The sequence below is a fragment of the Devosia psychrophila genome (genome assembly GCF_000971275.1).
Taxonomy (GTDB): domain Bacteria; phylum Pseudomonadota; class Alphaproteobacteria; order Rhizobiales; family Devosiaceae; genus Devosia; species Devosia psychrophila.
Genome location: NZ_LAPV01000066.1, coordinates 1 through 12,635, shown reverse-complemented (window position 1 = coordinate 12,635; position 12,635 = coordinate 1). Strand labels below are relative to the sequence as shown.

Sequence of the window (12,635 nt, the reverse complement as noted above, 5' to 3'; positions counted from 1 at the left end):
TCCCGGAGACTTTCGATCGCCTTGCAGCCGGCAGGCCGCGGCTTCTGGAGACCGGCAGCGACGCCACTGCCTTTGTCCGCGTGATGGAACCGGTCGATCACGGGGCACATGAAAGTCGTCGCGGCGCTGACAATCGTCAGGATCGCTACACCGTCACGCACCCATTTGCGCAACACGTTCACATGCAGGTCCAGATCACGGGCCGCCTGCGCCACCGCAACGCCTCGTTCCCTGACCAGCTTAACAGCCTCGAGCTTGAACTCCCGGCTGAACTTGCGTCTCTCCATCAAAACTCTCCAGTTCCAAAAACACCTTAACTCGGTGTCCTCAAAACCGGCAGCAGCTCACTTGCGGATGAAGGTGAGAGCGCTGCTTGCGTGAGCGAAGTCTCGCAGCGAAAGTAGCAATCGCCGAAACAGCGCGTGGTTTTCAAACTTTTAGTAGGAAGTTTGGAGGTATCAGGAGGTGTGAAACACCTGATGCCGCCATAGCCCGAGTCCTGGCCAGTTTTCACCCAGTAGGACCATTCATCAGGAAAACCGTAAGGATGTTGTTGCGAGTTTTCCGTCATGGACCATTCCAAATGTGCCGAGGGCCTGACGGCATCCTGGCGTGCTGCAAATGCTGCGCAGAGCAAAAATTGGCAACCATAGCGACAAATTCCTGGGCATGGTCGCATGGCGCTAGTTGGCGACGACTGGCGAATCTCGATGTGATGAAGGAAGTTCGCGTCCCCTAGAAGGTCGAGGATCGTTTCAAGGCGATCTACGGCAGCTGTTGGCGTTTAACGGCGACTTGAGCGATGGGTCATGCGCGTTGTGCGAGTGGCCCAGAGAGGGTACGGTCTCGAGGAACACCAACCCCGGTATCGATATGACAGCCACTGCGAGTCTCGCAGGCCAGGCAAAGAAGCTGCAGGCGATTCTGGAATCTGCGCTCGATGCAATCATCACCATCGATCACGTGGGCACCATCACGACGGTCAACCCAGCTGCGGCTACGCTCTTCGGATACGATCGGGACGCATTTATCGGGCGCAACGTCCATTTCTTGATGCCCGAACCCTACCACTCCCAGCACGACGGCTTTCTGACCAATCATCGCAACACCGGTCAGCGGAAGATCATCGGCATCGGACGCGAAGTGACAGGGCGACGCAACGATGGCAGTGTTTTCCCGATGCATCTTGCCGTCAGCGAATTCGAGATGGAGGGGCAGACCTACTTCACTGGGATCATTCGCGACCTCTCGTCAAACAAGGCCACCGAGATGGCCCTTCGGCAGTTTCAGAAGATGGAGGCCTTGGGCCAGCTCACCGGCGGCATCGCCCATGATTTCAACAATCTGCTGACCGTCGTGGTGGGCAATCTGGAAATGCTGGACGAAAAATTGACGACGCCGCTGCAGAAGGAGCTCGTCGCCGAGGCCTTGGAGGCAGCTGACCACGGTGCTCGTCTTACGGCTCGTCTTCTGGCATTCGCCCGTCGCTCCTATCTCGAACCAGAGATCGTCAACCTCAACGTCTTCGTCGTCGGGCTGACCGATATGCTGCACCGGACGTTGGGCGCTACCATACAGCTCTCGAATTCCTTGAGCCCTCAACTGTGGTCTACGAAGGTGGACGCATCGCAGGTCGAAAGCGCGATCATCAACCTCACCGTGAATTCGCGGGACGCCATGCCGAATGGAGGCCATCTGGTCCTGGAGACCAGCAACGTCGTCATCGATGAGACGATGTCCGACCGTTTGGACCGGCTGACGCCCGGTGAATACGTTCGGCTTTCCGTTGCAGACACTGGCAGCGGCATTCCCACCGAGCTTCGCCACCGTGTCTTCGAGCCCTTCTTCACGACGAAGGAGCCGGGAAAAGGCACCGGTCTTGGTCTTTCCATGATCTATGGCTTCGCCAAGCAGTCCGGTGGGCACGCCAGCATCTCCAGCGAACATGGCAAGGGAACGACGGTCAGCATATTCCTCCCACGTTATCTCGATGAGCCTGTGGTTCTTCCCCCTGCCCCGATGCCGGCGGCGACATCCGGTGGCAAAGGCCGGGTCATCCTAGCGGTCGAGGACGACGACAGGGTTCGCAAGTTGACCGTGTCGAGACTGACGCGGTTGGGCTATCACGTGTTCGAAGCCAGCAACGGCGTCGAAGCGCTTGCGCTCCTGGAGGGGGACACGGAGGTGGCCCTGCTTGTCACCGACCTGGTGATGCCGGGCGGGATGTCGGGATACGAATTGAGCGCCAAGGTGCGTACACTGTACCCTCACATCTGCGTCCTGTTGACGTCCGGCTATGCGGATGTCCTGGCGCAGACCGACGAGTTGGCCGCCCAGCAGCTCAAGGTTCTGCGGAAGCCGTATCGCCAGGCCGAGCTGGCCAAAGCGATCGACGACATCCTGAACCCATGACTATCAGATGGTCAGGGTATCGGGCGTGAAGCTGTAGCCCGCCCCCCGTATCGTCTTGAGCAGCCGTGGGCTGCCGCTATCGATTTCGATCCGTTTACGCAGTCGAGCGATCTGGTTGTCGATGCTGCGATCGTTGGGGCTCCATTCGTTGCCCTTGAGAAGGTCCATGATCTGGTCGCGACTTAGGACGCGATGGGCATGATTGACAAACAGGACGAGCAGGTCAAATTCGCCACTGGTGATCTCGATGGCCAAGTCATCGGGCCCGGTCAGCTTTCGACGAGCGAAATCCAGGTCGAAGCCATCGAACTTCGCGTGGTTAGAATTGGATGACTCGATTTTCGACGGCGCTGAGTGCGGCGCGCGGCGCAGCACCGAGCGAACGCGAGCCAATACTTCGCGCAGATAGAATGGCTTGGCAATGTAGTCATCGGCCCCAATCTCCAGCCCCACCACGCGGTCGATCATCTCGCCCTTGCCGGTGATCATAATGATCGGCACGTCGGAGCCCTGGCGCACCGCGCGGGCAATGGACAAGCCGTCGGTCCTGCCCAGGTTGAGATCCAGGGTGATCAGGTCGACGCCCGACGACAGCACCTCATCGACACCGTCCTGGTCCTGCGCCTCGCTGACACGGTAGCCCTCGCCTTCGAAACAGCGCCGCAGCAGGCGTCGAATTTGTTCGTCGTCGTCGACGATAAGAATATGATGCTGGTTCTCGGTCATCCGCGCCTTGCCGACGACCCGACATTGAGGAGCCGTTACGTTTCGTTACAATTTGGTACGAAGTCAGCGTACGCCGATTACCTGGCCATGACCATCTGTCCATGCCGCGGTCAGATCGACGGCACGGAACCCAGATCATGCTCCTCTTCAGTGAAGCAGCTACCGATATGCGCCAGATGTCGTGGATGGGCAGCGCTATCGACCGGGACAGCGTTCGAACGTTTGCGCCTTTCTCTCCCATCTTCCATGAAGGCGACAGCACCGCGGAATTCTTCGAGATCGTGCAGGGCGTCGCCCGCTCCTATAAGATATTCCCAGATGGCAGGCGGCAGATCATTGCCTTTGCCTTCCCGGGCGACATCGTCGGATTCGGCCATGGCAGCACCTACCGCTTTGACTGCGACGTCATCGAGAAGACGCATGTTAAGGTCATTCCTCGGTCGTCATTGCTTCTGGCCATGCGCAATCGGCCAGAACTGAGCGAAAAACTGCTCGACATGGCCGCTGAAGCAGTTGCTGGCATGCAGGACCACTCGATTTTGCTCTGCAGGAAGTCTGCGATCGAGCGGATTGCGTCGTTCCTGCTCCGTATGGCCAGCCGTCAATCGGCACCTGTCGTCGGCAAACGCCTGTCGCTGCCCATGTGTCGCGTCGATATCGCCGACTTCCTGGGCCTGACGATCGAGACCGTCAGCCGCTCCCTCACCAAGATGCGCACTATGCGGGTGATCGACCTCCCGGATCGTGGCGGCTTCGTCATCCGTGATCTGGTGAAGTTGCTCCTCCTCGCCGAGTCCGAAATCGGTTCGGCATGAGCGGGCCCGGAAAATGACATCCCAGCCACGGAAGCCGCGCATCGCCATGGCGGTATTCCACGACACGCAAGACATGTTCGGCACCATCGAAGGCCTGGAAAAGGCCGGTTGCGATCGCTCTAACATGATGGGCATCACCGGCCGGTCCAACGTCGAACTGGTCGTCGGTTTCGGACTGCATGCCGGGCTGCCCGAGCATCTGGGGGCATTCGTGCAGGTCATGACCGAACCAGCGGCTATCGAGCTCCAGACGTCGTTGGCGCGTGGCAATCTCATCCTGATCGTGCCGATCCCGGACATGGCGACCGAACTGACCGTTTCCCGACTGCTCCTCGAAGCACCTGCGACGAGCGTGCAACTGCACGATCTGGACCATTCCCAATGAAAACCATGAAAACCCAAGAGGCCTCTATGGCTGACCTTATGCCCACAAAACCTACGCTACCTGCTCGGCCTCGATGGGCGGGAGCTGTCGGTTTCAGCTCGGTCCTGCTGGTGACTTCGCTATGGGCAGTCCCTGCCCAGGCACACGTGAAATGGTTCGCGCCCTACATCGTCGGGCAGTCGCCAGCACCCGTGATGCAGACATTGACCAATACCTGGTTCTGGCTGGCCATCGGGCTGGTCCTGATCTTCTTCCTCGCGACCCGGGAGATCGAACGGCGCCCCGCCGGCGAAGCCGTGCTCGTGGGAATGGACAAGATCTCCAATCCCCTATGGCTTAGGCTCGACGACTTCGTACGATGCGTCATCGGCGCCTTCTTCGTGGCGATCTTTGCCGTGGGTGGCGTCTACTTAACGCCGGATCTGCAGACGCCTGCGGAATGGGTGTCGTGGCTTCAGCTACTGATTGCCTTGGGCGTTTTCTCCAAGAAGACCATGCCATTCTCGGCGGCAGGCATCATCCTGCTGTGGGCGATGGCGCTGACCGAATACGACCTGTTCCACCTGCTGGACTACCTCGCCCTAGGCGTCGGCGTTGCGCTCTATCTGGTGCTGGCGGCGTCGGACAACGAGAAGTGGCGCAAGCATCGCTTCGAAGTCCTGCGCTGGGGCGTGGCGATCGCACTGATGTGGTCGAGTCTCGAAAAATTCGCCTATCCCGAATGGTTCTACCCGCTCGTCCTGGACAAGCCGTTCCTGACCTTCGGCATGCCGCGGGACGTCTTCATCCCGATGGCCGGCGTCGCCGAATTCACCATGGGCTTGGGCCTGCTTTGGACACCATTGGTCCGCAGGCTGTCGGCGGTCTCGCTGTTCATCATCTTCAATGCCGCCGTCTACCCCTTCGGTCGCATCGACCTCATCGGTCACGCCTTGATCATGGCGATCATCGTCGCCATCGCTGTGGACCCGACGCGCACCCTGAGCTTCCTACCCGTGCTCCGCCAGTCGATTAAAGCAGTTCCCGCATTGCTGCTGGCAGCACTTGTCGTCTTCGGCACAAGCTATTGGGGATTGCATGCCGTGTTCTACGGCCCGGAGGGGCTGGAAGCAGGCGCCCCGATGAGCACTCATGCGTTCGATCCCGAGCATCCCCATGACGCCTCTATGCCCGGGGCAGATGCCGGTACATTGCCGGCGAGCAGTCCAGATGACGCAGCCGCGGCCTATGCCGCGACCATGGAGACCATGCACGGGCCTATGATGGAAGGGATGATGGATCCAAATCCGGACGCGGCTTTCGTCCGCGGAATGATCCCGCACCATCAAGGCGCGATCGATATGTCCAAGGTGCTGCTCCAGTACGGATCGGATCCGGAGAACAGGGCGCTCGCTGAGCACATCATCGTCGAGCAGCAGGTCGAGATCGATGCCATGCGCGATTGGCTCGCACGCCGAGAAGGATCGACGACCGACTGAACGGCCCGACAGCCAGCCAAACGGCGGGAGCCTCGAGAGGAAAGCAAATGGCCGTCATCGTTATCGATCACTTGCCCGCCGACGAGGCTCCCCTGCGCTGTCCCTCGGGATGGGACCGGTTGGTGGAGCTGGCTGACTCTCGCTACAGGATCCGGCCAATTCGTCCTATGGACGCTCCCCTCTATCCCTACTTCCTGCGGATGGTCTCGGAGGACGATCTGCGGCTCAGGTATCTATCGACGTCCAAGCCGTTCTCCCCCGAACGGATAATGAAGCTGACCCAGATCGATTTCGAACGCGACGTCGCCTGCGTCGCGACGGATGAACCGTCCGGGCAGCTGGCTGGAGTTGTCCGCTATGGGGGGCAACCCGACCGGCAAGGTGCGGAGTTCGCCATCCTGGCGCGGAGCGACCTACACGGGATCGAGCTCGGTCGGGAACTGCTGCTTCAACTGTCTTCCTACGCCAGAGCCCACGGGATCAGACGGATCTATGGTCTTGTCAGGCGCGACAACGTCCCGACGTTTGCGCTCGCCTCCTCGCTGGGTTTCGTGTCTCGCTCCCATCGAGACGACCACACCTTGGTCGATGTCGCGAAGGAATTGATCGGTCGATCGGCGGCTGCAGTTACCGGCAGGACAATGTCCGATCGCATGCTGGAGGTTCAGCCATGAAGCCGATCCTTTACGGCCTGATGGCAGTTCTTCTGATCGGGCTAATCGTCCTGACGATTTTGTCGTCGCGTTTCCAGGATCGGATAGCGCGCCTTCGCCTCGAAGCGGCTGCCGAACAGCTCGAGGCATCGCGCAACGTCTCCGAGCCGCCTCCCATCATGCGCCGGTTCGCCGAACGGAACGGTGGTCGGGCGAATGGCCCGTTCACGGTGCTGTCTCGTCAGAGGGCCCAAATGCGATTGGCGCCGAACCAACCGTTCTTCGACGTCGATGCCACCCAGCTGTCGGGCACCCGCAAGGCAGCATTCGTCTGGCAAGCGACAGCCAATGTGGCGACCGTCGTCCCGATTCGCGTCGTGGACTCCTATGTCCGCGGTCATGGTCTGTTGGAGGTGAAGGTGGCCGGTGCACTGCCCATGGCGCACGCGACCGGGCCGGAGAACGACATAGGCGAGATGATGCGCTTCCTGTCCGAACTCGCCTGGAACCCCGATGCGATCCTCAGCGTCCAAGGCCTGGCCTGGCGGCAGATCGACGACCGAACAGTGGAAGTATCGGCGCCGACGGACGGTGGCATTGCCAGGGTGCGTCACATCTTCGATGCCGAAGGCGACATCGTCGGTATCGAAGCCGACGATCGCCCATATCTCGTCGATGGACTGTCCCAACCGACCCGTTGGATCGGTAGATTTGGGGCCTACGCGACGTATGGCGCATACCGGTTGCCCAGCTATGGCGAGGTGGCGTGGGACCTTCCCGAGGGCGAATTCGTCTACTGGCGAGGGACGATCCTCTCCTTCGCCGGTAGCTCATGATAGCAGCCGCCATGCCGCGGCGTTTGATGTCCCTTGCTACGCTCGGTCAATCGGGCGTGATGTTAGTCTTACTTCGAAGGGTTGTGGCGATGGCGAAATAACCGGCTCGGTACGACGCTAAAGGGTGCGGCATCGCCCGCAAGATTCATCCGTTCATGTTGCCGCCTCGGGCCCGTCTAACCTAAAGAGAATCAACATGAACTACGCAACTATTGGCTTTGGCCAACTTGGCCAGGGCGTTCGCCAGCAGCGGCATCGACGTATCGGTCGCGACCACCACGACCCCGAAGGCTTTGCATCCGCTGCGGCCGCAATCGGACACGAAATCATTCCCAAAACACTGTCGGAAGCGGTCAGGGCGGACATCATCTTTTTGGCCGTTCGCTTCGAGTCGCACGCCGATGTCACCAAGGCGCTGCCCACCTGGCGGGGAAAGATTATCATCGATATGACCAATGCCTTGGCGTGCCCCCGAGGTATTGGGAGGACAACCATCTTCTCGCGTCGTCGCTCAGGCGTACACTGGCGCAAGACTAGTGAAGGGCTTTAAGCTTGCGCCGTGATGCCGAGGAGGACTGGCGATGCAGGTTGGCGTGAATCTGCTGTGCCTGACCGGGTTCGTCGAGGCGGAGCATCTGGGTTGGATCGGTCGAATTGCCGACCTGGGTTACGACGGCGTCGAAATTCCGGTGCTGCGCAGGGGGCCGGAGCACTATGCCTGGATGGGGCGCGAGCTCGACGCGATTGGCCTGCGTCGCACCACGACGTCGGTGATTCCGTCAGTGCTCGCCAATCCGCTCAGCGATGACCCCGAGATTCGGCAGGCGGGGCGGGCTCACCTCGACTGGGCGCTGGATTGCGCCATCGCGCTGGGCGCCGAGAGCATTGGCGGTCCGATGCATGCGCCGATCGGCTATTTTACCGGGGCGGGTCCGACTGAAATCGAGCTGCAATATGGTGTCGATGCCCACCGCGCCCTTGCCGCTCGGGCCAGCGCCAACGGCCTCTATGTCAGCCTCGAACATCTCAATCGGTTCGAGACCTATTTCCTCAACACCATGCAACAGGCCCGGCTCTATACCGACCGTGTCGACCACCCGGCATTTCGCATCATGTACGACACCTTCCACGCCAATATCGAGGAGCAGGACCAGGCGCGAGCTATTGCCACCCTCGGCGATGCCATGGGCGTGTTGCACGTATCGGAGAATGATCGCGGCATACCGGGTCGCGGTCACATAGATTTTGCGGCGGTCTTCGGCGCCGCGCGCCGTACCGGCTATGACGGCTGGGTTACCCTCGAAGCATTCGGCGCCGGCCTGCCCGAACTGGCCGCGGCGACGCGGGTCTGGCGACCGCTATTTCCCGATTTCGAAACGCTGTTCGCTGAATCCATCGGCTTTATTCGCCAGACCTGGGCAAAAGCGGGCCCATAACTCTGACGTCGCGCGGGGAGTTCGGCCGCGCCGCACGGCGGTTTCCGTTTACTCTCAACGCTTTCTTGCCTGCAAACGCTGCGAGGGGTGTTGACACTCCTGTCACAGACCACCATAAACCGCCCGACGAAACGCCCCGGCGCTTCGTTTCCGACCCAAGCGACGTAGTTGTGGAGGGGTGGGAGAGTGGTTAAATCCATCAGACTGTAAATCTGACCGCTTAGCGTACACTGGTTCGAATCCAGTCCCCTCCACCATCGTCCCTCCCGCAGGTGATCTGTCCGCCAAACCAACCTATTGCAGTTGTGATGCGGCATGCAATTTTGCGGCTGGATCGCAGGCGATAGCGGGGTTTAAGACGGTTGCATGACAAAGACGACCCTTCGAATCTTCGCTTGGCTGGCATTCCTGTTCATTGCCTTTGCCACGCTGTCGCCGATTGGCTTGCGGCCGCATAGCGTGTTGCCGGTCGATATGGAGCGGGCAGCGGCTTTCCTTGCAGTTGGACTGCTGTTCGCCCTGGCCTATCCGCGCCATCTCTGGCTTGCTGCTGCGGTGGTGCTGGTCAGTGTCGTCGGCCTTGAGTGGCTGCAGACGCTGCACCCCGATCGGCACGGCCGGGAGGGCGATGCCCTGGTCAAGCTGGCGGGCGCCGCGATAGGCCTTGGTTGCGGCTGGCTGCTGGCGCAATTGGCAGCGCGCAGGCATCGGCAATAGCGGCAGGCGCTTGCCGCTCTCGCGCAAAGGCGCTACGGCTCCCCCATGAGCTTCAACAAATTTCCGCCCAAACCCAAATACGATATCGATGCCGGCCCGGTCTATCTGTATGGCCTGCATACGGTGCGCGCTGCGCTGGACAACAAGAACCGCATCAAGAAGGTTCTGCTGGCCACACCAAACGCCCTCAACCGGCTCAAAGAGACCGGCGAGATCGGCAAGGTTACCGTCAAGGAAACCACGCCCAAGGAACTCGACCTGCTGCTGGGCGAGGACGCCGTACACCAGGGCGCTGCGCTCGAAGTCGATCCGGTGAGCCGCTTCGGCCTCGATGACATCAAGCCGCTGCAACTCGTGGTCGTGCTCGACCAGATCACCGATCCGCACAATGTCGGCGCCATCCTTCGCACGGCCTGTGCTTTTGGTGCCGATGCTGTCATCACCACGGCTCGTCATTCGCCGCGCGAAACCGGCGTCATGGCCAAGGCTGCCTCCGGCGCGCTCGACCTCGTGCCGATGATCGAGGTCCGCAACCTTGCCGACGCGCTGGAAAAGCTCAAGGCACGCGGCATGCTGGTGCTGGGTTTTGATTCCGAATCTGATCAGCAGCTCAAGCCGCGTTCGGGCGATCAGCCACTGGCTATCGTCATGGGCGCCGAGGGCAAGGGCCTGCGCCAGCGCACTCGCGAGCTCTGCGACGAAGTGGTCAAGCTGGACATGCCCGGCCCGATCAAGTCACTGAACGTTTCCAATGCCGCCGCCATTGCTCTGTTTGCGGCCACTGCCGGACGCAGCTGATGAGCCAGTTTGCCCCCTTCGCCATCGCCCTGCGGCTGTCGGGCGTCACCCTGCCCCAGGCGGAACTCGAAACCGCCCTCAAGCAGTTGACGGTCCGCTATGAGCCCGAAGATGCCGAAGCGAGCTTCTACGCGCAGGTGGACGTATCGGTGACCAATCCGGTGCGCAGCCTGCTGGACTTCGCCGAGCGCTCCGGCCCGGCGATTGCCGCCATGCTGGACGATCGCCGCATCGGCAAGGCCGTGCTGGATATCGCCTTCGACTATCCCGAGCACGGTGAAGCCATGTCAGCCCGCCTCCCCGCGCATGTCGCCGCCGCGATCGGTGGGTATGATATTGATATTGAGGTGTCGGTTTATCTGACCGATGTCGAGGACGACGAAGAGGACTGAGGCCCTGCTGTTGCGAGCGATACGGATTTTCCAAATTCATGCTCGCCTGAAACCATACCCTCACCATTTCAGAGATTTAGGTCCCATTTAGCTACTTATGTCGAAATCGGACCTTCCAGACCAAGAGCCGTAGATGTCGCTGCGTTGGCTTGAGCAGAGCCAGATTGTGTGGATTGGCACCTGTCCAAAGTGCGACATTCGCGAAACCACCGGGGGGAGCATCATCTGCTCAAAGCCCGTGTGAGCGCCCGACGAGGATGGTCAAAAGTCCGACTTGTGCGCACTCAATGTTCACGTCAGTTAGCCTCAACTTTTGATTGAAAGAGAAAGCCCCGGGAAACCGGGGCTTTCTCACTTTGAGCTGGATTGGAACGGGGGCTGCGACCGGATCGTGTTCAGAGTGCGAATGCCGCCACACCACTACTCCGCTGCTGTGCTGTTGGGAGGCTCGCCTTTGTGACGCTCCCCATAGAATTTCCATTTTTGGGGGGAGCGTTTCCATTCACGAACGGATAGCTTTTCCATCAACGCACAAGGGCCCGGAACTCCGGGCCTTCTTCCTTTCCGGGGATCAGGACCGTGGCGACAAGGTTGGCCGGAACAATCACCCATTGGGGGAGTGGTCAACGAAATGAGGGACATCGGCCAGGTGGGCTATCGAAGCCCGCAGGTAAGGTCCTCAGAGCCTGCTGATGCGTGGGCCGCGCGGTGCAGAGTCACAGCTACAGTGGTGACCGCAGATGCCCCGGCTCCAGTAGATCGGGCCTTGATGGTTTTGTAAGTTCTCTGTTCATTTTCCAGCATACGGGCTGGCACCGCAAAGCAGCCCTATTTGTGATGCGGTGTGCAGGCTCCACGGGAGTTGCCGATGTTATCTTATCTTCGCACAGGCGCCACGCTGGTCGCCGTTGTGGCCCTTTCGGGGTGCACAAACACCAGCGCTCCGGCGACGCCTCTGCCGGCGCCAGCTGACTGCGGGGCTTCAGAACTGCAGGGCAAGATCGGTGAACCCGTCAAAGGCAGCACCGCGGATGATGCCGAGGTTGGAGGCGTACTGGTGGCGTCCAAAGGAGATGTGCGAGTGATCGCGCCGGGTCAGGCGGTGATTCAGAACTTCAGCGAAGCTCGGCTGAACCTTGAGACCGACGCCGCGGGTAATTTGGTGCGCGTCAGTTGCGGCTGATCAGCCCCTAGCTACGGCACTCTGAAGGCAGCAAGGGCCGCTCGTTTTCTAGTTGCTCTAGGCGACGTTATCCTGGGCCTGAATGATGCTATTCTACATCACTTTCGGTACCATAGTGCTCGGCTATTTTGGTGCCGCGATCACATCTGCACAATCTTAAGAATCCAGAAGGAATCCAGGCATAGCGCTCCTCGTGGGGCTCCTATCAACCTGAGCATCTTCACAATGCTGGACTTAGAAACCAACATAGCAATGCAGGCTGAGTACAGCCGCGATCGTCGCCGAAAACTCGCCGTCTTCAATGGAACTTCCTGGCTCAGCCCACTTCGGAAATTGTCGCTCTTTGGAGAAGCCTACCCATTGTCGGAGTGGCCTGTCGACGAGTTCGCGATTGTCGCTGCGCTGATCGCCGTGATTGGGATCGTTGGACTATTGGCATTCTAGCCCGCTTCAGGATCGCAATTTGTGCCACCATGACCGGGCACAAATACGCATGCCCCTTAGACCCCCAAAGATATAGATAAGGCGGCGATCGCTGCCAAAATCCTCAAACGGGTGTGGGAGGCTGTCTAAGGAGAGGCATCCGAGGTAGCCAATGGCCGGCAGCAAAGCGCCCATGCACGAACCCGCTTCGCGGGAGGGTGCGGGCGGCGGGGTCTCGGTTTCATTATAAGCTATTGATCGAGCGGCAGCTGATCTGACCATGGAGTTCCCTTCAACGAGAGGAACTTGCCATGGCTACTCTATCGACCGAGGCTCCTACCAGGCCGCTTCGCCAGCGGATGCAGCAGGATATGCTGATGC

15 protein-coding genes and 1 tRNA gene are annotated in these 12,635 nt (G+C 60.1%); 14 read left to right on the top strand and 2 right to left on the bottom strand.

Annotation, left to right across the window (positions count from 1 at the left end; translation table 11 throughout):
• Positions 1-287, bottom strand: a 287-nt coding sequence (locus WH91_RS25275) for a transposase (RefSeq protein WP_248305810.1), incomplete at its 3' end; no start/stop codon positions are given.
• Positions 288-873: 586 nt separating this feature from the next.
• On the opposite strand from WH91_RS25275, the gene WH91_RS05455 reads away from it, so the two are divergent.
• Entirely contained in the window at positions 874-2,412 is a 1,539-nt protein-coding gene (locus tag WH91_RS05455; protein ID WP_046169996.1) for a PAS domain S-box protein, read from the top strand.
• Between the two features lie 3 nt (positions 2,413-2,415).
• Here the strand turns inward: WH91_RS05455 and WH91_RS05450 are convergent, their stop codons facing one another.
• Positions 2,416-3,138, bottom strand: a complete 723-nt coding sequence (locus WH91_RS05450) for a response regulator (protein ID WP_046169995.1) — start codon at positions 3,136-3,138, stop codon at positions 2,416-2,418.
• Positions 3,139-3,305: 167 nt separating this feature from the next.
• Here WH91_RS05450 and WH91_RS05445 point away from each other — a divergent pair, with 167 nt between their 5' ends.
• From WH91_RS05445 to WH91_RS05385, 13 genes are all read left to right on the top strand, one after another.
• Complete coding sequence (locus WH91_RS05445; protein WP_046169999.1) at positions 3,306-3,953, top strand: helix-turn-helix domain-containing protein; 648 nt, start codon at positions 3,306-3,308, stop codon at positions 3,951-3,953.
• Positions 3,954-3,966: 13 nt separating this feature from the next.
• Positions 3,967-4,338, top strand: a complete 372-nt coding sequence (locus tag WH91_RS05440) for a hypothetical protein (RefSeq protein WP_074797886.1) — start codon at positions 3,967-3,969, stop codon at positions 4,336-4,338.
• A gap of 146 nt (positions 4,339-4,484) precedes the next feature.
• Positions 4,485-5,816: a CopM family metallochaperone gene (copM, locus tag WH91_RS05435; RefSeq protein WP_074797883.1), complete on the top strand. Its 1,332-nt coding sequence runs from the start codon at positions 4,485-4,487 to the stop codon at positions 5,814-5,816.
• 47 nt (positions 5,817-5,863) lie between these two features.
• Complete coding sequence (locus WH91_RS05430; RefSeq protein ID WP_046169993.1) at positions 5,864-6,490, top strand: GNAT family N-acetyltransferase; 627 nt, start codon at positions 5,864-5,866, stop codon at positions 6,488-6,490.
• Entirely contained in the window at positions 6,487-7,305 is an 819-nt protein-coding gene (locus WH91_RS05425) for a DUF6544 family protein (RefSeq protein WP_046169992.1), read from the top strand. Before WH91_RS05430 ends, WH91_RS05425 begins: the two co-directional genes overlap by 4 nt.
• A gap of 196 nt (positions 7,306-7,501) precedes the next feature.
• Positions 7,502-7,855: an NAD(P)-binding domain-containing protein gene (locus tag WH91_RS05420; protein WP_074797880.1), complete on the top strand. Its 354-nt coding sequence runs from the start codon at positions 7,502-7,504 to the stop codon at positions 7,853-7,855.
• A gap of 31 nt (positions 7,856-7,886) precedes the next feature.
• The gene (locus WH91_RS05415; RefSeq protein WP_046169991.1) at positions 7,887-8,741 is read left to right on the top strand and encodes a sugar phosphate isomerase/epimerase family protein; all 855 of its coding nucleotides are present in this window, start codon (positions 7,887-7,889) and stop codon (positions 8,739-8,741) included.
• A 172-nt stretch (positions 8,742-8,913) separates the two neighbouring features.
• Positions 8,914-8,998 (top strand) — tRNA-Tyr (locus WH91_RS05410).
• 109 nt (positions 8,999-9,107) lie between these two features.
• On the top strand, positions 9,108-9,458 hold the full coding sequence (locus WH91_RS05405) for a VanZ family protein (RefSeq protein ID WP_046169990.1): 351 nt from the start codon (positions 9,108-9,110) through the stop codon (positions 9,456-9,458).
• Positions 9,459-9,503: 45 nt separating this feature from the next.
• Positions 9,504-10,256: a 23S rRNA (guanosine(2251)-2'-O)-methyltransferase RlmB gene (gene rlmB / locus WH91_RS05400; protein ID WP_046169989.1), complete on the top strand. Its 753-nt coding sequence runs from the start codon at positions 9,504-9,506 to the stop codon at positions 10,254-10,256.
• Positions 10,256-10,648, top strand: coding sequence for a hypothetical protein (locus WH91_RS05395; RefSeq protein ID WP_046169988.1), 393 nt, complete (start codon positions 10,256-10,258; stop codon positions 10,646-10,648). Before rlmB ends, WH91_RS05395 begins: the two co-directional genes overlap by 1 nt.
• 868 nt (positions 10,649-11,516) lie before the next feature.
• On the top strand, positions 11,517-11,831 hold the full coding sequence (locus tag WH91_RS05390) for an I78 family peptidase inhibitor (RefSeq protein WP_052952607.1): 315 nt from the start codon (positions 11,517-11,519) through the stop codon (positions 11,829-11,831).
• Between the two features lie 225 nt (positions 11,832-12,056).
• Positions 12,057-12,275 carry a hypothetical protein gene (locus WH91_RS05385; protein ID WP_046169987.1) on the top strand — a complete coding sequence of 73 codons (219 nt, stop codon included), beginning with the start codon at positions 12,057-12,059 and terminating at the stop codon, positions 12,273-12,275.
• Positions 12,276-12,635 lie beyond the last annotated feature (360 nt).